The sequence below is a fragment of the Bradyrhizobium sp. I71 genome (genome assembly GCF_022354745.1).
Lineage (GTDB): Bacteria > Pseudomonadota > Alphaproteobacteria > Rhizobiales > Xanthobacteraceae > Bradyrhizobium > Bradyrhizobium liaoningense.
In genome coordinates this window covers 1,563,936-1,583,061 of record NZ_CP059398.1, presented here as the reverse complement: position 1 = coordinate 1,583,061, position 19,126 = coordinate 1,563,936, and the positions used below count along the sequence as shown (strand labels likewise).

General features: G+C 65.8%; 17 protein-coding genes and 1 pseudogene. 15 read left to right on the top strand and 3 right to left on the bottom strand.

The annotated features are described in order from the left end of the window. Positions 1-5: 5 nt before the first annotated feature. Positions 6-1,046: a LacI family DNA-binding transcriptional regulator gene (locus FJV43_RS07875; protein ID WP_239625948.1), complete on the bottom strand. Its 1,041-nt coding sequence runs from the start codon at positions 1,044-1,046 to the stop codon at positions 6-8. A 188-nt stretch (positions 1,047-1,234) separates the two neighbouring features. Between FJV43_RS07875 and FJV43_RS07870 the strand changes: the two genes are divergently transcribed. The 9 genes from FJV43_RS07870 to FJV43_RS07830 all read left to right on the top strand — a co-directional run bounded on the left by FJV43_RS07870 (position 1,235) and on the right by FJV43_RS07830 (position 9,826). After that, entirely contained in the window at positions 1,235-2,536 is a 1,302-nt protein-coding gene (locus FJV43_RS07870) for a sugar ABC transporter substrate-binding protein (RefSeq protein ID WP_239625946.1), read from the top strand. A gap of 59 nt (positions 2,537-2,595) precedes the next feature. Then, complete coding sequence (locus FJV43_RS07865; RefSeq protein ID WP_239625945.1) at positions 2,596-3,483, top strand: sugar ABC transporter permease; 888 nt, start codon at positions 2,596-2,598, stop codon at positions 3,481-3,483. Between the two features lie 4 nt (positions 3,484-3,487). Further along, on the top strand, positions 3,488-4,315 hold the full coding sequence (locus FJV43_RS07860) for a carbohydrate ABC transporter permease (protein WP_239625943.1): 828 nt from the start codon (positions 3,488-3,490) through the stop codon (positions 4,313-4,315). Between the two features lie 7 nt (positions 4,316-4,322). Further along, entirely contained in the window at positions 4,323-5,327 is a 1,005-nt protein-coding gene (locus FJV43_RS07855) for a zinc-binding dehydrogenase (RefSeq protein WP_239625942.1), read from the top strand. Between the two features lie 6 nt (positions 5,328-5,333). Next, positions 5,334-6,407, top strand: coding sequence for a sn-glycerol-3-phosphate ABC transporter ATP-binding protein UgpC (gene ugpC, locus FJV43_RS07850; protein ID WP_239625940.1), 1,074 nt, complete (start codon positions 5,334-5,336; stop codon positions 6,405-6,407). A gap of 8 nt (positions 6,408-6,415) precedes the next feature. Further along, entirely contained in the window at positions 6,416-7,363 is a 948-nt protein-coding gene (locus FJV43_RS07845) for a sugar kinase (RefSeq protein ID WP_239625938.1), read from the top strand. After that, positions 7,360-8,397, top strand: a complete 1,038-nt coding sequence (locus FJV43_RS07840; RefSeq protein WP_239625936.1) for a tagatose 1,6-diphosphate aldolase — start codon at positions 7,360-7,362, stop codon at positions 8,395-8,397. Before FJV43_RS07845 ends, FJV43_RS07840 begins: the two co-directional genes overlap by 4 nt. A 39-nt stretch (positions 8,398-8,436) precedes the next feature. Then, positions 8,437-9,561: a mandelate racemase/muconate lactonizing enzyme family protein gene (locus tag FJV43_RS07835; RefSeq protein ID WP_239625934.1), complete on the top strand. Its 1,125-nt coding sequence runs from the start codon at positions 8,437-8,439 to the stop codon at positions 9,559-9,561. A gap of 124 nt (positions 9,562-9,685) precedes the next feature. Then, positions 9,686-9,826: an acyl-CoA dehydrogenase family protein gene (locus FJV43_RS07830; protein WP_239625932.1), complete on the top strand. Its 141-nt coding sequence runs from the start codon at positions 9,686-9,688 to the stop codon at positions 9,824-9,826. 168 nt (positions 9,827-9,994) lie between these two features. On the opposite strand, the gene FJV43_RS07825 is transcribed toward FJV43_RS07830, so the two are convergent. After that, the gene (locus tag FJV43_RS07825; RefSeq protein WP_239625930.1) at positions 9,995-10,909 is read right to left on the bottom strand and encodes a LysR family transcriptional regulator; all 915 of its coding nucleotides are present in this window, start codon (positions 10,907-10,909) and stop codon (positions 9,995-9,997) included. A gap of 100 nt (positions 10,910-11,009) precedes the next feature. On the opposite strand from FJV43_RS07825, the gene FJV43_RS07820 reads away from it, so the two are divergent. The 4 genes from FJV43_RS07820 to FJV43_RS07805 are packed head-to-tail and all read left to right on the top strand — an operon-like array spanning position 11,010 to position 16,484. Next, complete coding sequence (locus FJV43_RS07820; protein ID WP_239625927.1) at positions 11,010-12,248, top strand: FAD-dependent oxidoreductase; 1,239 nt, start codon at positions 11,010-11,012, stop codon at positions 12,246-12,248. Beyond that, positions 12,245-13,867: a hydantoinase/oxoprolinase family protein gene (locus FJV43_RS07815; protein WP_239625925.1), complete on the top strand. Its 1,623-nt coding sequence runs from the start codon at positions 12,245-12,247 to the stop codon at positions 13,865-13,867. The genes FJV43_RS07820 and FJV43_RS07815 overlap by 4 nt, the downstream gene beginning before the upstream one ends. Then, positions 13,864-15,501, top strand: a complete 1,638-nt coding sequence (locus FJV43_RS07810) for a hydantoinase B/oxoprolinase family protein (RefSeq protein WP_239625924.1) — start codon at positions 13,864-13,866, stop codon at positions 15,499-15,501. The genes FJV43_RS07815 and FJV43_RS07810 overlap by 4 nt, the downstream gene beginning before the upstream one ends. Further along, on the top strand, positions 15,498-16,484 hold the full coding sequence (locus tag FJV43_RS07805; RefSeq protein ID WP_239625922.1) for a tripartite tricarboxylate transporter substrate binding protein: 987 nt from the start codon (positions 15,498-15,500) through the stop codon (positions 16,482-16,484). The genes FJV43_RS07810 and FJV43_RS07805 overlap by 4 nt, the downstream gene beginning before the upstream one ends. 568 nt (positions 16,485-17,052) lie before the next feature. On the opposite strand, the gene FJV43_RS07800 is transcribed toward FJV43_RS07805, so the two are convergent. Continuing rightward, positions 17,053-17,190 (bottom strand): transposase, encoded by a 138-nt coding sequence (locus tag FJV43_RS07800; RefSeq protein ID WP_239625921.1) that lies wholly within the window; start codon positions 17,188-17,190, stop codon positions 17,053-17,055. A 470-nt stretch (positions 17,191-17,660) separates the two neighbouring features. Between FJV43_RS07800 and FJV43_RS07795 the strand changes: the two genes are divergently transcribed. Both FJV43_RS07795 and FJV43_RS07790 read left to right on the top strand, forming a co-directional pair. Further along, a complete protein-coding gene (locus FJV43_RS07795) occupies positions 17,661-18,707 on the top strand; it encodes a HoxN/HupN/NixA family nickel/cobalt transporter (RefSeq protein WP_239625919.1) in 1,047 nt (348 codons plus the stop codon). A gap of 90 nt (positions 18,708-18,797) precedes the next feature. Beyond that, positions 18,798-19,119: pseudogene (locus FJV43_RS07790) on the top strand (TonB-dependent receptor); the annotation flags it as partial. Positions 19,120-19,126: the final 7 nt, after the last annotated feature.

The following is a 19,126-nucleotide window of genomic DNA, read 5'->3' as shown; positions in this document are numbered from 1 at the left end:
GGGTCTCATTTCAGGGATTTCGGAGGCTGGGCCGTCGATTCACGCACCACCAGCGAGAAATCGATCTCGCGATGCATGATGGTCTGCTCGCCGGCAAGGCTCCGCACCAGATATTCTCCGGCGCGCTGCCAGGTCTCTCCGGTCGGAACGTGGATCGTGGTCAGGCTCGGCCGCAAATGGCGGCTCCAGTCGAGGTCGTCGAAGCCGACCACGGATAAGTCGCGCGGCACGGAGAAGCCGTCGCGCTCCGCCTCGAGCAGGACGCCGTAGGCGATGACGTCGTTGCCGCACACCACCGCCGTCGGACGGTCCTTGAGATTGAGGAGATAGCGCGCTGCCTCGCGCGCGTCGTCCAGCGTATAGGGCACCTCGACATGCCATTGCGAGGGAAGGTCGATGCCGTTCTCGGCGAGCGCGCGGCGAAAGCCGGCGACGCGGGCGCTGGCGCGGTCGTTGTTGCGCTGGAGCGCCGAGACGATCCCGATGCGGCGATGGCCGAGCTCGATCACATGCGCGGCGGCGCGATGGGCGGCGGCTTCGTTGTCGGTGCCGACACAGGGGTAGGGCCGGTCCGGCTGATAGATGCCGACGTTGATAAAGGGGACTGCATTGTCCGCGAGCAGTTTTCGCAAGCCGTCGTGATGACAATCGCCCCGCAGCACCAGGCCGTCGACGCCGCGGCTGATCAGATTGCGCGCCTGCTGCAATTCGACGTCGAGGTCGTAGCCGCTCGTGGTGAGAAACAGCATGTATCCGACCGAGGAGAGATATTGCTGCAGCGAGGCGATGCCGCGCGCGAACATCGTGTTGTCGATCGTCGGCACGATCGCGCCGAGTGTGCGCGAACGCCGCGACGACAGGATCCGCGCCGGCGCATGCGGGATGTAGCCGAGCGCGTCAATGGCCTTTTCAATGCGCGCGCGCAGGGACGGGCTCACCGCATCGGGATTGTTGAGCGCGCGCGACACCGATGCCGTCGAGACGCCGGCGCGCGCCGCCACGGCGCGGATACCCTGTTTCGCAGACTTGGCGTTGGTCAGTCTCATGTAACGTTACATTGTGCGGCGCAACCCGAGCGTTAGCCGGAATGTCGCAAATATGCCGGAGATTGTGCAGCTTGTCCATCGCTTGACACGGCGGATGCGAGGTCTATTTTGTAACCGTTTTCAGATAGTGATCAAACGTACTCAAAATGGTCCGCCAGCTTAAGGCGGCCAGCCGGGAGGAGAGTTCGATGAAGGCCAGGATGCTCGCGACCCATGTCGCGTTGCCCGTTTTCGCGATTGCCGCCGCCAGCGCGCCAGCACACGCGGCCGATTTCGACTGGATGAAATTCAAGGGCAAGACCGTCACCTTTCTCGCCAACAACAATCCGGTCGCGCAGGCGCTGCTGACCTACAAGGCCGATTTCGAGAAGCTGACCGGCATGACCCTGAAGGTCGACGCCTATCAGGAACAGCAGATGCGCCAGCGCCTGGTCACCGTCATGAACGCGAACAGCGACGAGGTCGACGTGTTCATGACGCTGCCCTCGCGCGAGGGCGAGCAGTTCGCCGCTGCCGGCTGGTACGGCGATCTCACCGCGATGGCCAAGAACCAGGTTGCCAAGGACTATGATCCGAATGGATTGAGCCAGGCCTTGCTCAAGGCCGCGACCTTCAGCGGCAAGCTCACCAGCATGCCGATGAACATCGAAGGTCCGATCTTCTATTACCGCACCGACATCTTCAAGAAGTGCGGCCTCGAGGCGCCGAGGACCATCAAGGATGTCGAGGCGGCCGCCGAGAAGATCAAGACCTGCGACGGCGCGGTGACGCCGTTCGTCTCGCGTGGCCTCAAGCCCGCGATCGCCTACACCTTCAGCAACATGCTGCACAATATCGGCGGCACCTACATCGCAAGCGGCAAGTCGAACCTCTGCTCCGCCAAGGGCAAGGAGGCGCTCGATACCTATAGCCGGCTGCTGCGCGATTTCGGTCCGCCGGGCGTCGTCAATTACAGCTTTCAGCAGATCTCCGCGCTCTACCGCAGCGGCCGCGCGGCGATGGCGTTCGAATCCTCGAACGAACTGCGCACGGTGATGGAAGGCGGCGCGCGCCTGAAGGACACCGGCCTGCTGCCGTTCCCGGCAGGCGAGGCCGGCCAGGTGCCGACCACGATCGGCTGGGGCATGGCAGTGTCCTCGCACAGCAAGCAGCCCGAGGCAGCCTGGTACTTCGTGCAGTGGGCGACCAGCCCCGAGGTGCAGAAGAAGATGGCGCTGCAGGGCATTGCCCCGCCGCGTCCGTCGGTCGCCAAGGACCCTGAATATCGCAAGTGGATCGACGAGGAGCCGGTCCGCAAGGAATGGCAGGCCGCGCTCGACGTGCTCGCCACCAAGGGCTCCTCCGAGGTCGGCTATCCCATCGTTGCCAACCCGGAATCGCGCGAGTTCATCGGCCAGGCGGTGCAGGATCTGATCCTGAAGCAGAAGCCGGTCGAGCAGGCCTGCGCGGATGCCGACAAGGCGCTCGATGCGCTGATCGCCCGGAAGTAACGGCTTCATGCCGGCAGGCTCGCTGCCTGCCGGCACCTCATTCTCAAGGAAACGGGCGGATGTCTGACACGGCTGCGACACTTACGCAGGACCGGCAGAAGCTGGAGATGGCGGCGCTTTCGGCGCCGGCCGTGATCTTCACGGTCGCGATGATCGCGTTTCCGGTCGTCTATACGATCTGGCTCGGATTCCAGACGTTCTCCTCGACCGGCAAGCAATCCTTTGCGGGCCTCGCCAATTATTCGAAGCTGATCTCCGATGTCGAATTCTGGCACGGACTGTGGATCACCATCGCGCTGTTCGTGCTGTCGCTGGTGCTGCAGCTCGTGTTCGGCGTCTGGCTGGCGCTGGTGCTGTTCCACGCCAAGCGTCTGCCGGGCATCGTGCGCTCGCTGTTCATCTCACCCTTCATGATGCCGCCGGTGGTGGCGGGCATGATGTGGCTGGTGATCCTCGATCCCTCGCTGGGGGCGGCCAACTACGTCCTGCAATCGTTCGGCCTGCCGCCGTCGGATTGGCTGGCGTCGCCAACATGGGTGATTCCGACCGTAGCCCTGATCGACAGCTGGCAGTGGACGCCCTACGTCGCCCTGATCGTGCTGGGCGGCCTGCAGTCGCTGCCGCCGAGCGTGTACGAAGCCGCGCAGATCGACGGCGCGTCCCCGTTGAAGACCTTCCACCGCATCACGTTGCCGCTGCTGCTGCCGACCATCGTCACCGCGGCGATCCTGCGCAGCGTCGATCTCTTGCGCTTCTTCGACATCATCTACATCACCACCCAGGGCGGCCCTGGCAACGCCTCGAACACGCTCAACATCTACGGCTTCCGGGTCGGCTTCGAATTCTTCAACATCGGCTATGCCAGCGCCCTGATGCTGACGTTGACGGCGATCGTGTTCGGCGCCGTGCTCGCCTTCAACCGCCTGCGCGGCGCAGTGGCGTGGTGATGTCATGACCGATGCCGCCAACACCGACCGCTGGATCCGCCGGCTCAACCTGGTGCAGCTCGTGCTGGCCGGCGCGATCATCATGGCGCCGACGGTCTGGATGGTGCTGTCCTCGTTCAAGCCGTCCTTCGAGGTCACCGCCTATCCGCCGACGCTGGTCTTCACGCCGACATTGGAAAACTATGCCGAGCTGACGAGGACCACGCCGTTCCTGAGCTATGCGCTCAACAGCCTCATCGTCACCGTGGGCTCGACCGCGCTCGGACTGCTGTTCGGCATTCCCGCCGCCTTCGCCGTCTCCTGGACGCGGATTTCCTGGCCCGCGATTCTGACGCTGGCGGCGCGCATGGCGCCGGGCACGCTGTTCCTGCTGCCATGGTACGTCATGTTCCGGCAGGTCGGCATGATCGGCTCCTATACCGCGTTGATCCTCAGCCACGCCGTGATCACGCTGCCGATCGTGATCTGGGTCCTGCTGCCGTCCTTCGACGGCATCCCGCGCAGCGTCTTTGAAGCGGCGCAGGTGGACGGATGCAGCGTCACGCGCATCCTCTGGCGCATCGCGCTGCCGCTGGTGGCGTCGGGCGTCGCGGTCTCGGCGATCCTCGCCTTCGTGTTCTCGTGGAACTACTTCCTGTTTGCGCTGGTGCTTTCCAATGGCGACACCAAGACGCTGATCGCGGCGGCCTTCAACTTCATCGGCGAGGGTTCGACGCAGTGGGGTGCGCTCATGGCGGCGGCGACGTTGATCGCATTGCCGCCGCTGGTGCTGGCGGCCCTGGTTCAGCGCTGGCTCGTCTCAGGACTGACGCTCGGCGCGGTGAAAGGCTAGGTCTCTGATGAATGTATCATCCCGTCCGAATTCGATCATGCAGGCCGCGGTCTTCCACGGCAACGATCGCATCACCATCGAACGCGTGCCGATGCCCGACGTCGGCAAGGGCGAGGTGCTGGTGCGCGTCTCGCGTACCGCGCTGTGCGGCTCGGACTTCAAGCTCTGGCACAAGGGTGCCGAGTTCACCGCGGGCCACGAGATCTTCGGCGTGGTCGAGCAGCCCGGTCATCGCCTGCATGGCCGGCGCTGCGCCGTCTATATCCCCTTGCACTGCGACCGCTGCGCCGCCTGTCAGCGCGGCGACACCCAGATGTGCCTGGAAGTCTCCAGCCTGATCGGCTGGAACAGGCCGGGCGGCTATGCCGAATACGTGCCGGTGCCCGAAAATTGCCTGCTCCCGGTCCCCGACGACATCGAGGACAGCCTCGCGCCGTTGCTGCTCGACACCATCGGCACCTCGGGCCATGCCGTGCGCTTCGTCAGCCGCGTGGTGTCGCCGGCCGAGGCCGGACCGGTGCTCGTGATGGGGGCGGGGCCCGTCGGTCTCGGCGTCGTACTGGCGCTCCGCGCGCTCGGCTACGATGACGTCCATGTCGCCGACCCCAACGCCACGCGCCTCAGGATCGCGCAATCCTTCGGCGCGAAGGCGCACCCGGTCGGCGATATCTCCAAGCGCTTTGCTCTCATCATGGAATGCTCGGGCGCGCATGCGGCGCGCAATCTCGGCATCGAGCTGGTCCTGCCGCGCGGCGCCTTGGTGCTGGTCGGCGAAAACGCGGCGCCCTGGACCATCGAGGAAGGCAAGGTGTTTCGCCGCAAGGATTTCTACATGATCCGGACCTTTTATTTCCCGGTCTCGGATTTCGAGCCGAATGTCGAGCTGCTGCGCAAGTACAAGGACGAGTATCGCGTCCTCGTCGACGGCGAGTTCTGCCTCTCGGCACTCCCTGAGAATTTCGCCCGCTTCGCCGAAGGCGAGCTGATCAAGCCCGTGCTGGCGCTGGACTGAGCGATCATGGCCTCGATCTCGATCCGCAACCTCACCAAACGTTACGGCAATTTCACCGTGATCCCCGATCTCAATCTGGAGATCGCGGACCACGAGTTCGTCGTGTTCGTCGGCCCATCCGGCTGCGGCAAGTCGACCTTGCTGCGCATCATCGCGGGCCTCGAGCCGATCTCGTCGGGCGACCTCTATATCGGCGACAAGCGCGTCAACGGCGTGCAGGCCGCGCAGCGCGACATCGCGATGGTGTTCCAGGACTACGCGCTCTATCCGCATATGCGCGTCTACGACAACATGTCGTTCGCGCTGGAGCTGCGGGGAGTGTCCAAGGCGGAAATCGATGCGCGCGTGAGGCGCGCCGCCGCGCTCTTGCACATCGAGCCTTATCTCGACCGCAAGCCGAAGGAGCTCTCAGGCGGACAGCGCCAGCGCGTCGCCATGGGGCGCGCCATCGTGCGAAATCCCAAGGCGTTCCTGTTCGACGAGCCGCTCTCCAACCTCGACGCCAAGCTGCGCGGGCAGGTCCGCGCCGAGATCAAGGCGCTGTCGCAGGAGCTGAAGACCACCATGGTCTTCGTCACCCACGACCAGATCGAGGCCATGACCATGGCGGACCGGATCGTGGTGCTCCAGAGCGGCACGATCCAGCAATACGACACGCCCGAGACGGTCTACGAGCGGCCCGCCAACCAATTCGTCGCCGGCTTCATCGGCTCGCCCGCGATGAATTTCTTCCCGGTCGAGTGGCGCCAGGAGCGGGCAGTCCTTTCGCAAGGTGGAACGGTGGTGGCGCTGGACGGCGAGACCGCTGGCCGCCTGAGCAAGGCCGGTAACGCCGTGCTCGGCATTCGCCCCGAGCATTTCGCCGTCGCGACCGATGACGCCGATGGCATCGCCATCGACGTCAAGCTGGTCGAGCCGCTCGGTTCGGACACGCTGATCCATTTCGACCTCGCCGGCGGCCCCGCCATTGCGCGGGTCGATCCAGCGTTGCGGCCGAAGGTCGGCGATCGCATCAACCTGCGCCCGCAGCCGGGCAAGACGCATCTGTTCGATGCCACCAATGGACAGGTTCTGCGGTGAGCGCGTCGGTGAACATCGGTGACCTCTCGGCGCTGGAGGACGTCGCGTCCAGGGAGAGGCCCGTGCACGTGATCTGTCTCGGGCTGTCCGCGCTCGACCAGGTCTGGCGCGTCGATCGGCCGTTCGCGGGTGGAAGCGAGAAAATCAGGGCGGTCGAGTACGGCACGCTTGGCGGCGGCATGGCTGCCAATGCTGCCGTCGCGGTGGCGAAGCTCGGCGCGTCTGTCGCGTTCTGGGGGCGGGCAGGGAACGATGCTGCCGGCCATGAGATGAAGTCGGCCTTCACCGCCGAAGGCGTCGACGTCGAGAACTTCCGGCTGTTTCCCGATGGCCGTTCGTCGGTCTCCGGAATCATCGTCGACAGCTCCGGCGAGCGCCAGATCGTCAACTTCCGCGGCCTGTATCCGGAGGCAGCCGATTGGATTCCGCTCGAAATCGTCGCGCACGCCTCCGCCGTGCTGGCCGATCCGCGCTGGGTCGAGGGCGCGGCCACGTTGTTCCGCGAAGCGCGCGCGCGCGGCATTCCGACCGTGCTGGACGGCGACATGGCCGACGCCGAGGTGTTCGAGCGGCTGCTGCCGCTGACTGATCACGCCATCTTCTCCGAGCCCGCGCTCACAGCCTTTGCCGGATCGGCCGATGATAAATCCCTCGCAACGCTCGCGCGCTTCGGATGCCGCGTCATCGCCGTCACGCGCGGCGAGGGCGGCGTGAGCTGGTACGAAAACGGCCAGCTGCATCGGCAGGTCGCCTTTGCCGTCGACGTCGTCGATACCACGGGCGCGGGCGACGTCTTCCACGGCGCCTATACGCTTGCGATCGGCGCCGGCATCGACGTGCGCGCCGCCATGGCGTTTTCGGCGGCCACGGCCGCCATGAAATGCCGCCATGCCGGCGGCCGCAATGGAATCCCCACCATCAATGAGTGTCTTGTATTCATGAGGACGAAGCCATGAGAGCGATTGGAAAGAACCGAGGCCTGGCACGGCTTGCTGATGCGGACGGCCACTTTCGCATGGTCGCGCTGGATCAGCGGCCGCCACTGTTCGATGCCATCGCGAAGGCCAAGGGCATCACGCGAGAGCAGGTCGAGTTTTCCGACGTCACGGCGGCCAAGCGCCTCCTGGTCGAGAACCTCGCGCCGCATTGCAGCTCAATGCTGTTCGACCCGAACTTTGCGGTGCCTGCCGCCATCGACCTGCTGCCTCCGCGCTGCGGCCTCATCATGACGCTGGAAGAGCACCGCGTCGAGGAGACCGCGGGCGGCCGCAAGTCGCGCGCGATCACCAATTGGAGCGTGGAGAAGATCCGCGCCATGGGCGGCGACGCCGTCAAGGTGCTGGCCTGGTACCGGCCCGACGCCGATGCCGCCGTCAACGAGCACCAGAAGAAGTTCGTGCGCGAGATCGGCGAGGACTGCGCCCGCCACGATATTCCCTATGTGCTCGAGCTGCTCGTCTATCCGTTCCTCGGCAGCGCCAATCACACTGCCGATTACGTGGAATCGCCGGGCAAGCTGCCGGGCCTCGTCATCGACAGCGTGCGCGAGTTCGCGAAGCCCGAATACGGCGTCGATCTCCTCAAGCTGGAGAGCCCGCTTGCGGCCAAGAGCCTGCCGGCCCGTGACGGCAGCGCCGAGGCGAAAGCCGCGCAGAAGGAGTTCGATGCGATCGGCGACATCTGCCGCGCGCGCAACATTCCCTGGGTGCTGCTCTCGGGCGGCGCCGCGCCGGAGAAGTTCGAGCGCGTGCTCGACTATTCCTATGCTGCAGGCGCAAGCGGCTTCCTGGCTGGTCGGACCATCTGGCTCGATGCCGTCCTCAAGAACTTCCCGGACCGCGCGGCGGTCTCGGCGAGCCTGAGCAAGGATGGTCTCCACGTCCTCGCACGGCTCAGCGAGCTGACCAAGGCCAAGGGCACGCCCTGGAAGCCGCGTTTTCCGGTCTTTACCGATATCAAGCTGGAAGGTGACTTCGCACGCGCCTACTAGGATGGTAGCGGTCCGGCGTGGTCTTGCAGGAATTGCAACATGACTGACGGCTTCACCATCCGCTCGATCGAGGCGTTCTGCTATCGCTATCCGCTGGCAATGCCGGTGGTGACCTCTTTTGGCAAGATGCTCGACCGTCCCGCCGTCTTCGTTCGCGCTGTCGACGAAGACGGCGTCGAGGGATGGGGTGAAGCCTGGTGCAACTTTCCAGCGCCAGGCGCGGAGCACCGCGCCCGGCTCATCAACGAGGTGTTTGCGCCCGCGCTCATCGGGCGCAAATTCGATGGTCCCACTCAGGCTTTCGAGACCCTGACCAAGGCCACCGAGGTGCTGGTGATTCAATGCGGCGAGCCAGGTCCGTTTGCGCAGGCGATTTCGGGCATCGATCTTGCGCTGTGGGATGTCTGCGCACGGCGTCGGCGGTTGCCGCTATGGCGGCTGCTCGGCGGACAGTCCGGCAAGATCAAGGTCTACGCCAGCGGCATCAATCCCGCCGGCGCGGCGCAGACGGCGGAAGCCGCGCTCAAGCGCGGCCATTGCGCGCTGAAGCTGAAGGTCGGGTTCGGCGCCGAAACCGACATCGCCAATTTGGCCGCGCTGCGTGGGATCCTCGGCGCCGGCATGCTTGCCACCGATGCAAATCAGGGCTGGTCAGTCAGGCAGGCGATCGAGATGCTGCCGCGGCTTGCCCAGTTCGATCTACGCTGGCTGGAAGAGCCGATTCGGGCCGATCGCCCGCGCGCGGAATGGCGCAGGCTGCACGCCGCAGCGAAGATGCCGATTGCCGCCGGCGAGAACATTTCGAGTGTCGAGGGCTTCAAGGAGGTGCTCGCCGACGACGTGCTCGGTGTGGTTCAGCCCGATATTGCGAAATGGGGCGGGCTGAGCGTGTGCAGTCCACTGGCCCGCGACATTCTGAAGGCGGGCAAGACGTTCTGTCCGCACTATCTCGGCGGAGGCCTGGGCTTGCTTGCGTCCGCGCATCTCCTCGCCGGCATCGGCGGCCAAGGCTGGCTGGAGGTTGACGTCAACGACAACCCGTTGCGCGATCTCTTTTGCGGCCCGGTTCTCAACGTGAGGGATGGCACGGTTGAATTGGATCAAGAACCGGGGCTCGGAATCGCGCCCGAGCTCTCACGTATCGAGCGCTATCGCAGCCTCTAGGCCGACGACCGTTCGTCATGATTGGCGTCTACTGCCGGCACCTCGGGCGGGTGCCAGACGATCCATCGCGGCGCCGGTACGCCTCGGCACGCGATGGACGCCACCATCGCTGCAAGGTGCATCGTTGACGAGGTGGTCAGTCATCGCCGATCACTCCTCGATTGGGAGCTGGTACAGGGACGTCCGCCCGTTCCGCCTCTACGAGGGCACCAGCCAGATCCATCAGCTCAACATCGCGCGTCTTCTGCTGCGTGACGGGGCGTGAGCGAGTGATCGGAGTCAACGGGTTCGAGGAGGTGAAATGAGCGGGCCGCTCGACGGATTGAAGGTTCTGGACATCGCCATCATCGTTGTCGCGCCCTTCGCCCCGACGCTGCTGGCAGATTGCGGCGCAGACGTGCTCGGATCGTCAGGAAGAAGGTGGCTCACGGATTCACCCACCGCTGCGTGCCGCGCGTTGGCGCAGCAGCTTGGCAAACGCCTCCGCAGGCGGAGAGAGCACGAGCCCGCGTCGTTGATATATATAGTAGCGGCGGCGGATTTCCGGAGCGCGCAGCTTGATGAAACGCACGTCGAAATTCGGCGCGAACAGCCGTCCGTAGTCGGGAACGGCCGCGAGGCCGGTACCGACGCCCACCAGCGCCAAAGCGGTCGTCAGATATTTGACCTCGACGGCGGTCTGCATGGAAAGCGAGCTATCATGCGCATGCAGCAGGCTCTCCAGGTGCCGGTTGAACTCACTGGAATAGATGACCCAGCGCTCGTCGCGCAGTTTTTTCCACGAGACGGCGCGTTGCTGCGCCAGCGGGTGCTGCGCTGAGCAGACCACTCGGATCGGTACATCCATCAGAAATGTGCTGGTGACATCCTCGCCGGTGGCGCGCTCTGGGCCAACGCCCAGTTCCGCCTCGCCTCGGCGCACGGTGCTCACCACCTCGTCCGCCATCGCGTCGGTCACGCGCAGGCCGACATCCGGATGGGCTTGCTCGAACTCGCCCAGCACTGCCGCCACCCACGTGCATGCCAGCATCTGCGGCGCTACCACGCGCAACAGGCCGGTGCGAAGGGAGCGAAGGTCCGAAGCGCCCTCTGCGATCTGTTGCACGTCATCCAGGATGCGGCGCGCCAGGGGGAGCAATTGCTGGCCAGCCGCCGTCAACAACACGACCGCGCCGCGGTCGAACAGTTTCAGCCCGAGGGTCTCCTCGAGTTGCTGAACCAGCATGCTGACTGCCGACTGCGTCAGGTTGATCTGTCGCGCCGCCGCCGTGAAGCTGCCCGCTCGAGCGACCGCGGCAAAGGCGCGCATCTGGCGCAGGCTAAGAGTGGAAAGAATGGCGGACCGCATCACATATCCTCGCTCGAATGGATCGACTATCAGGAAACCTGATGACAATATTAAAAGAATTGGCTTGTGTGATGGGGGAATTATTTTTCAGAATTCCCGCATGCACATTGTCGTCATAGGAACGGGAATCGTCGGCGCCTGCACTGCGGCGTGGCTGCAGCGCGACGGCCACGCGGTGACCTTCGTCGACCCGCTAGACGCGGGCGAGGCCTGCTCCTTCGGCAATGCCGGCTCGCTTTCGCCCAGCGCCTGCCTGCCGGTGGGCATGCCGGGCATGTGGAAGAAGGTCCCGCGCTGGCTGCTGGATCCATTGGGACCGCTGACGGTGCGTTGGGCCTATGCCCCGCTCGTGGCGCCATGGCTGCTGCGCATGCTGCATCATTCATCACGCGAAGAGGTGACACGCATCGCCACCGCGTTACGTTCGCTGCTGGCGCCTATCTTCGACTGCTATGATCCGCTGCTCGCCCATGCCGATGCCCGGGAGTTGGTGCGGCGTAGCGGCTGTCTGTATGTCTTTTCCTCTCGCGAGACGGCGGCCCAATGGGCCTGGGGCATGAACCTGCGGCGATCACTTGGCGTGCGGATGCAGGACGTGGAGCAGGATGAGTTGGAAAGCCTCGAGCCGGACCTGAAGGGACGTTTTCGGTTCGGCATTCTGGCGCCCGATAACGGCTCCACGTCCGATCCATCTGCCCTCGTCAAGGCGATCTACAATCGCTGCATCGGCGACGGCGCGCGTCACGTCCGCGATCGCGTCCGCGGTTTCGAGCGGCAGGGCCGGCGCGTCACGGCAATGCTGTTGGAGCACGGCGAGCCGCTGGCGGCGGACGGCGTGGTGGTGGCAGCCGGGGCCTGGTCGGGCGCATTGGCGGCACAGCTCGACAGCCCGGTGATGCTGGAGACGCAGCGCGGTTACCACGTCACCGTGCAGAGCTCGAACCTGGCCCTGCGCCACACCGTGATGGCGGTGGAGCACAATCTGATGGTCAACCCGATGGCCATGGGTCTGCGGCTGGCCGGCACGGTGGAATTCGCCGGCTTGAAAGCGCCACCCAACATGGCGCGTGCCGATGCACTGCTTCGTCAGGGACAGCAATTATTCCCGCACCTGGACACATCGTCCGTCACGCGCTGGATGGGCCATCGTCCCTGTCTTCCCGACAGTCTTCCCGTGGTCGGTCCGGTCCGCGCGGCCGACAACGCCTGGCTCGCCTTCGGCCACGGCCATATGGGCATGTGCATGGGCGCGGCGACCGGCCGCGAGATCGCGCATCTGGTGGCCGGACGTCCGACGCAGGTGGACCTGACGCCGTTTTCGCTGGAGCGCTTCCGTTGAACGCGTCCTGGTCACTCGCCGTGGACATGGGTGGCACCTTCATCGATGCGGTGGCCTTGCGGAGCGACGGGCACGTTGCATCGCTCAAGCATCCGCGCGCCGGACGCCGGCTGGCGGAGCCGGTCGTCGAGGCACTCGATCGGCTGTGCGCGCAGGCGGGCATCGGGGCAGATGACGTCGGCCGCGTCGTGCACGGCTCCACCGTCATCACCAATCTGCTGCTGGAGCTGAACGAGCCGCCGGTGGCCCTTGTCCTGACGCGCGGCATGCGCGACGTACCGATCCTCGCGCGCCAGGACCGCAAGGAGCTGTATGAGCCGGTGATCATGCCGGCCGTGCCCGAAGCAAAGCTGTTTCCGGGGCCGCTGCGTTTCGAGATCGGCGGGCGCATCGATGCCGAGGGGCGTGAGTCGGAGCCGCTCGACCTGTCGGCCGTGGACGCCATTGCGGATGCAGTGAGCGACGCCGGCGTGCGCGCGCTGGCGATCGGTCTGTTGTTCTCGCACCGCAATCCGACCCATGAGCGCGCGCTGCGTGCGGCGCTGCATGCGCGCCTTCCGAGCCTGCACATTTCACTGTCCAGCGAAGTCGATCCGCAACCGCGGGAGTTCGAGCGCTGGCTGACCACGGCGCTGGACGCCTATGCCAAACCGCTGGCAGCGAATTATCTGCACGCGCTGGCCGACGCATTGAAGATACGTGGCTTGCCGCCGCTGCGCCTGATGCGATCGGCCGGCGGCACTGCGCCCTGGCATGATCTCGCCGCGCAGCCGATCGGCCTCGCCATGTCCGGTCCCTGCGCGGCGCTGCAGGGCGTGGCCGCCGGCCTCGCAGCATCCGGTCCCGCGATCGTTCTGGATATCGGAGGCACCAGTGCCGACATCAGCATTCTGCTCGACGGCAGGCCGACCTTTACCGATGCGCTGGAATGCGGCGGCTTGCCGATCCGTCAGCGCTGCGCAGATATCGCCTCCATCGGCATCGGGGGTGGCAGCGTGGTCTCGGTGCTGCCGGGTGGCGCGCTTCGCCTGGGGCCGCGCTCGCAAGGAGCCTGGCCAGGACCGGCCGCCTTCGGTCTCGGCGGTGACTTGCCGACGCTGAGCGATGCGCTGTGCGTCCTGGACCGCTTGCCGCCCCGGCTGGCCGGCGGGATGGTGCTGGACCGCGCCGCTGCGGAGGCCGCGCTTGGCGACGTGGCCGGCGCACTCGGCTTGTCGGTGCTTCGAACCGCTGAAGCCGTCGTGAGCGCGGCCGCCGCCGGGATGGCGGAGGCGCTCAAGACCCACGCCTTTCAGCGCAACCTGGATCCGGCGGATGCGGTGCTCGTCGCCATCGGCGGCGGCGGCGCGCAGCATGCGGCCGAGATTGCCGAACTGGCCGGTATGCGCCGCGTGCTGGTGATGCCGCACGCCGGCGTGATGGCGGCGCTGGGCATGCTCTACAGTCCGGACGAGGGCGACGTCAGCCTGGCGGCGAGCGAAAGCCCGTGGGATTCGCTGCCGCCGCAAGGCGAGGGGCCGCATTCTCTGTTCGCGCCGATGACAACCGTCTTTGTGCCGGCGGGCTGGTCGTGGCGGGTGACGCCGGACCAGGCGCTGGCGCTGGAGGCGAAGGCATGATGCCGCGCGCGCACGACGTCGCACCTGATCCGGTCATCGCCCTGCGCATGGAGCCGCTGCGTCTTGCGCTGCAAGGCACGGCCGACCGCATGCAGCATGGCATGATGCGCGCCGCCGTGTCGTCCATCGCCCGCGAGAGCGGCGACTGTGCCGCGGCGCTGTTCCTGCCGGACGGACGCTTGCTCGCCCAGGCGCGCTCGCTGCCGTTGTTGCTGGGCTCGCTGATTCCGGCCGTTGCCGGTGTGCTCGCACGCTTTCCGCTCGCAACGATGTCCGAGGGCGACGCCTATCTGCTCAACGACCCCTGGTCCGGCGGCACGCATCTGCCGGACCTGGCTCTGGTCCATCCGGTCTTCCACGATGGCGAGGTGATCGCCTTCGCCGCCGCCAATTTGCACCATCAGGATGTCGGGGGCATGGCCGCCGGCTCCATTCCGCCCGACGCAACCGAAGTGTACCAGGAGGGCCTGCGCCTGCCGCCGGTGCGCTGGCGCAGTGCCGAAGGCGTGCGGCCCGATATCGACGCCATCCTGGCCGCCAACTCACGCACGCCTGACAATCTGCGTGGCGACCTGGAGGCGCAGTGGACCGCGCTGACGCAAGGCGCGCGCGAACTGAAGCAGATCGCACGTCACACCGGACCTCGTTTTGCCGAGGTTTGCGATGCCCTGATTGCGCAGACCGAACGCATGACCCGCGCCGCCCTTGCGGCCGCGCCCGACGGCGAATGGACCTGGCGCGATCAACTCGACGGCGACGGCATCGACACCGCTCCGGTTTCCATCGTGGTGAGCTTGCGCAAGCAGGATGACACACTGCTGATCGACTTCGAGGGGACCGCGCCGCAGGTGAGGGGGCCCCTCAATGCATCGCCGGCGGCGATGCTGTCGGCGGCTCTCTTCTTCATGCGCACGCTGGCGCCGGACGCACCCAACAATGCCGGCTGCCTTGCGCCACTGACGCTGAAGCTTCCACCCGGCAGCCTGGTCAATCCGGCGCTGCCGGCGGCGGTCAATGCGCGCACGGCGACCGTGAAGCTGGCGTGCAACGCGATTCTCGGAGCCTGGTCACAGTCGGCAAGCGGGATGGGCGTGGCGCCGCACGCCGGCGTGGCCACCGTCCTCGCGCTCAGTGGCACGCGGGCGGACGGGCGCCGTTGGATGTTCACCGAGATCATTGCCAGCGGCGCCGGCGCCAGCGTTCACGCGCCCGGCCGCGCCGGCGTCTCCACCGACGTCGGCAATGCGCGCAATACCCCCGTGGAGGTGATCGAGACCGAAGCGCCGCTGCGTGTGGAATGCTACGAGATCCGCCGCGGCAGCGGCGGCGCCGGTCTGCAATGCGGCGGCGACGGCGTGCGGCGCGCCTATCGGCTGCTCGAAGGCCAGGGGTGGATCGCCTATCGCGGCGAGCGCCATGTCGGCCGCGCGCGCGGTGCGCGAGGCGGCGGGGCCGGCGCAACGTCGATGGCCCGGGTCTTGCGTGTGGACGGAGCGGTCGAGCTCTTGCCTGCGCGCGCCCGCATCGCGTGGTCCGCCGGCGACCGCCTGATTATCGAAACCGCTGGCGGCGGCGGCTGGGGATCCCTGGCTTCAGCCGAAGCCGCCAATCCACCCACAAGGAGTTGCCCATGATCCGCTTCCTGATTTCGCGCCGCGCGATGCTGGCGTTGACCGGCCTCGCGATGCTGATGCCCGCGCCGGGTCATTCGCAAGCCAACTACCCGAACAAGGCGATCCACATCGTCGTGCCTTTCGCACCGGGCGGCAGCACCGACGTGCTCGCGCGTCGTGTGGGCGACAAGCTCGCCGCGGCCTTGGGCCAGCCGGTCGTGGTCGACAATCGACCCGGCGCCGGCGGCGCGCTGGGCGCCGACTTCGTGGCCAAATCCGCACCCGACGGCTACACCTTGCTGGCCGGCGTCACCGGCAGCAACGCCATCGCGCAGGCGCTGTACGCCAAATTGCCCTACGACGTGATCAAGGACTTCGCGCCGCTGTCGACGCTGGTGACTGCGCCGCTGGTGCTGGCCGTCAACCCCGACGTGAAGGCGAACACGGCAGCCGAGTTTCTCGCCCTCGCCAAGTCGAAACCGGGCGAGTTGAGTTTCGGCTCGGCCGGCAACGGCACGTCGATGCATCTCACTGGCGAGATGTACAAGCAGGCGGCCGATGTCTCGATGGTGCACGTTCCCTACCGCGGCAGCGCCGCCATGCTTACCGACCTGATGAGCGGTCAGATCCAGGTTACGTTCGGCGACGTCCTGGTGCTGATGCCGCAGCTTCAGGCCGGAAAGATTCGCGCACTGGCCGTCACCTCGAAAACCAGGCATCCCCTGCTGCCGGACGTGCCGACGCTGGATGAAGCGGGACTGAAGGGTTTCGAGGCGCTGTCATGGCAAGGCTTGTTTGCGCCGGCCGGCACGCCGCCCGAGGTGGTCGAAAAGCTGAGCGCGGAAGTGAACAAGGCGCTGCAATCTCCTGACGTCAAGGACTACTTTGCGGCGCAGGGCTTCATCGTCCAGGGCTCGACCCCTGAGGCCTTCAAGGCCTTTATCGCGAGCGAGGTGAAGAAGTGGACGCCGATTGTGAAGTACTCGGGTGCCCAGGTGAATTGAGCTGGCGCCGCCGGCGCGGTGCCAATTGGAATTCGCCTGCGGCAAAGGACTTTCGACCCTGTCCCTTCGCTTGCTGAGGTCGGTGCAACGGGTCGTCCGGCGGCATCAGCCTGCGGGGCGCACCATTGCCTCGCGGGAATGCCGTCGGGCAAAACACCCGCCAACCCCTCCCTGCGAAAATATTCTCCGTTACCGAAATGCGGATTTCTCGTATGTGTCGCCCATCCCGGCTCATCCTTGAGGGGCGATCGTGTGGTCGTCATTGTCGCGAGCCGGGCTTGCGGTGGACGCGGCAGCGTCGTGCACGAGAGGTGAAGGGCCGGGCGGATTGCTCTCCGTGAGCCCGAAACTGCGTGCGGACGAGCGGCGCTGCTAGGCTTCGTCTCGCCTGTAAGTTTCCGGCTCCGTCGACAGGGCTGGGAAAACTGCGGCGAAATGGCGAACCGCGCGTACGGCAAAACCGTGTGGTCCTGGCCGTCGTTGCTACGGTCAAGCTCTTGCGGAGGCGGCAGTCGCGTCAACCGGCGCGGGCGCCGCAGCGCCGCCGCCGGCTGCCACCGCCGCTCCTTCACCATCGGCTGAGCACGGAGCCATCAAGCCCGAGTTCCTTCGAGATCGACTTCGCCGAGCGGCCGCTCGACAAAACCAGATCAACTGCCTGCCGCTTGTATTCGTCCGAATAGGACCGACGCTGCCGTTTCGTCATCTGACACCTCTCAATGCCTAAGCTATAGGTGTCCACCGATTTAGGGGAAGCTCAACTCTCTCCCAGTCTTTCCAAAGTGCTGGCGAAGAAGCTGAGGCGCCGCCGGTCGCATCGCCCGTTGCGCCGACCGACGATCCGCGTTTTCCGATGGCCTGATGCAAGCGCGCGAGCCGTCGTGCTGGCTAGCTATGATGACAGCATTTCGCGACCAAGCATCAAACTATGTTTGCGCTTTTGGTTAGTTGGTTTCCAGGGCTGCGCATCGTGAGCTCAGAGCTTCAAAAGTGCCAGCAAGGGCAATTCTTCTCGTAAGACAAAAACTTGGGTCCGGAAACCAGGCGCCTCGGAACGGCGGTTGCCGTCTGGCCCAAATATTGCCCCTTGGTATGACGGGTTGATGCAAAGATCATACGAGAGGAGCTCAGGTCTTGGCTAGAGTGCATCGCGCGAGGAAAGGCTCTCGACGCGCGTTGGCTGCCAATCCCATTTTGCTGTTCGGTGGGCTTGTCACGGCCAACATCGCCGCATGGACCTGGGCTTTCGCGCTGTTCGGCGACCGGCCGACGGTGATGGCGACCGCGTTGCTTGCCTGGGTGTTCGGGTTGCGCCATGCTGTTGATGCCGACCACATCGCTGCCATCGACAACGTCGTGCGAAAGCTGATGCAGGCGGGACAGGCGCCCCGGTCCGCGGGCCTATATTTCGCACTGGGCCATGCCAGCGTCGTCGTGGTTGCGACGATGTTGCTTGCGCTCGGCATGGTGAGCCTTGGCGGCGACAGTCTGCTCAAGGAGGTTGGCGGCCTGATCGGAACCTCGGTGTCGGCGCTGTTCTTGCTGGTGGTCGCAGTCGTCAATCTGGTGCTCTTCGCAGGCCTGTGGCGAACGCTGCGCGAGGTGCGCGAGCAAGGGATCCATGACGCCGCACGGCTCGATGCGCAGCTCGCGGCCCGCGGACTTCTAGCGCGATGTCTCGGTCCGATGTTCCGCCTGGTGACGAGATCCTGGCACATGTACCCGCTCGGCCTGCTGTTCGGGCTCGGCTTCGACACGGCGACCGAGATCGGCTTGCTCGGCATCGCCGCCACGGAAGCTGCGCGCAGCGTCTCTCTCGTGCACGTGCTGGTCTTTCCGGTGCTGTTTGCCGCCGGCATGGCGCTGGTCGACACCGCCGATTCGGCGCTGATGGTCAGCGCCTATCGCTGGGCCTACGTCGATCCCCTGCGAAAGCTCTGGTACAACCTGACGATCACCGGCGCCTCCGTGGCGGTCGCGCTGTTCATCGGCGGCATCGAGGCGCTCGGGTTGGTCGGCGACCGCTTCGGCCTTTCCGGCGGCGCATGGGCGCTGGTCGACGGCCTCAACGAGTCGCTTGCGAACGTCGGTTTCGCCGTTGTCGCCCTGTTCGCGATCGCCTGGCTCGTCTCGGTCGTGACCTATCGCCGGATGTTTGCCGATGACGCGCGCGCTGCGGCGCCAGAAGTGCTGGAATGCGTCGATGCGACCGAGGCGGCCTGAGTTTGGCCGGCGCCGACGTCGCGCGTATGCCGAACGGTTCATTCGCGGGCCTGCCGGCGCAGACCACCCGGCAGCTACATTCCGAATGCGCCGCTGACCGAGGACAATGCGTTCCGTTCATCCGCGACCAGAGTCGTCAACGGGCGCGTCAGCTACCGCGCCGACAGCGGCTTGCGCGTCCAGCTCGACGGGCTCAATCTCTTCAACAGCAGAGCGAACCAGATCACTTTGTGCCTATGGTTCCCTGCTCAGGACCGATACGCTCTACAATCTCTGCTCCGGTGGCGTCGCGCCGACGGCGGTCTGCCAGAACGGCGTGATGGACTATGTGATGCATCCGGTCGGGCCGCTGACGTTCCGCTTGAACTGGTACGGTCTAGGAGAAACAAGCTGTGCAGCGAAAAGCAGATGATCCGTCG

What these genes read in the sequence shown, in the direction of transcription:
- FJV43_RS07875 (WP_239625948.1), bottom strand. Translation starts at nt 1,046, where the DNA reads ATGAGACTGACCAACGCCAAGTCTGCGAAACAGGGTATCCGCGCCGTG.
- FJV43_RS07870 (WP_239625946.1), top strand. Translation starts at nt 1,235, where the DNA reads ATGAAGGCCAGGATGCTCGCGACCCATGTCGCGTTGCCCGTTTTCGCG.
- FJV43_RS07865 (WP_239625945.1), top strand. Translation starts at nt 2,596, where the DNA reads ATGTCTGACACGGCTGCGACACTTACGCAGGACCGGCAGAAGCTGGAG.
- FJV43_RS07860 (WP_239625943.1), top strand. Translation starts at nt 3,488, where the DNA reads ATGACCGATGCCGCCAACACCGACCGCTGGATCCGCCGGCTCAACCTG.
- FJV43_RS07855 (WP_239625942.1), top strand. Translation starts at nt 4,323, where the DNA reads ATGAATGTATCATCCCGTCCGAATTCGATCATGCAGGCCGCGGTCTTC.
- ugpC (WP_239625940.1), top strand. Translation starts at nt 5,334, where the DNA reads ATGGCCTCGATCTCGATCCGCAACCTCACCAAACGTTACGGCAATTTC.
- FJV43_RS07840 (WP_239625936.1), top strand. Translation starts at nt 7,360, where the DNA reads ATGAGAGCGATTGGAAAGAACCGAGGCCTGGCACGGCTTGCTGATGCG.
- FJV43_RS07835 (WP_239625934.1), top strand. Translation starts at nt 8,437, where the DNA reads ATGACTGACGGCTTCACCATCCGCTCGATCGAGGCGTTCTGCTATCGC.
- FJV43_RS07825 (WP_239625930.1), bottom strand. Translation starts at nt 10,909, where the DNA reads ATGCGGTCCGCCATTCTTTCCACTCTTAGCCTGCGCCAGATGCGCGCC.
- FJV43_RS07820 (WP_239625927.1), top strand. Translation starts at nt 11,010, where the DNA reads ATGCACATTGTCGTCATAGGAACGGGAATCGTCGGCGCCTGCACTGCG.
- FJV43_RS07810 (WP_239625924.1), top strand. Translation starts at nt 13,864, where the DNA reads ATGATGCCGCGCGCGCACGACGTCGCACCTGATCCGGTCATCGCCCTG.
- FJV43_RS07805 (WP_239625922.1), top strand. Translation starts at nt 15,498, where the DNA reads ATGATCCGCTTCCTGATTTCGCGCCGCGCGATGCTGGCGTTGACCGGC.
- FJV43_RS07800 (WP_239625921.1), bottom strand. Translation starts at nt 17,190, where the DNA reads ATGACGAAACGGCAGCGTCGGTCCTATTCGGACGAATACAAGCGGCAG.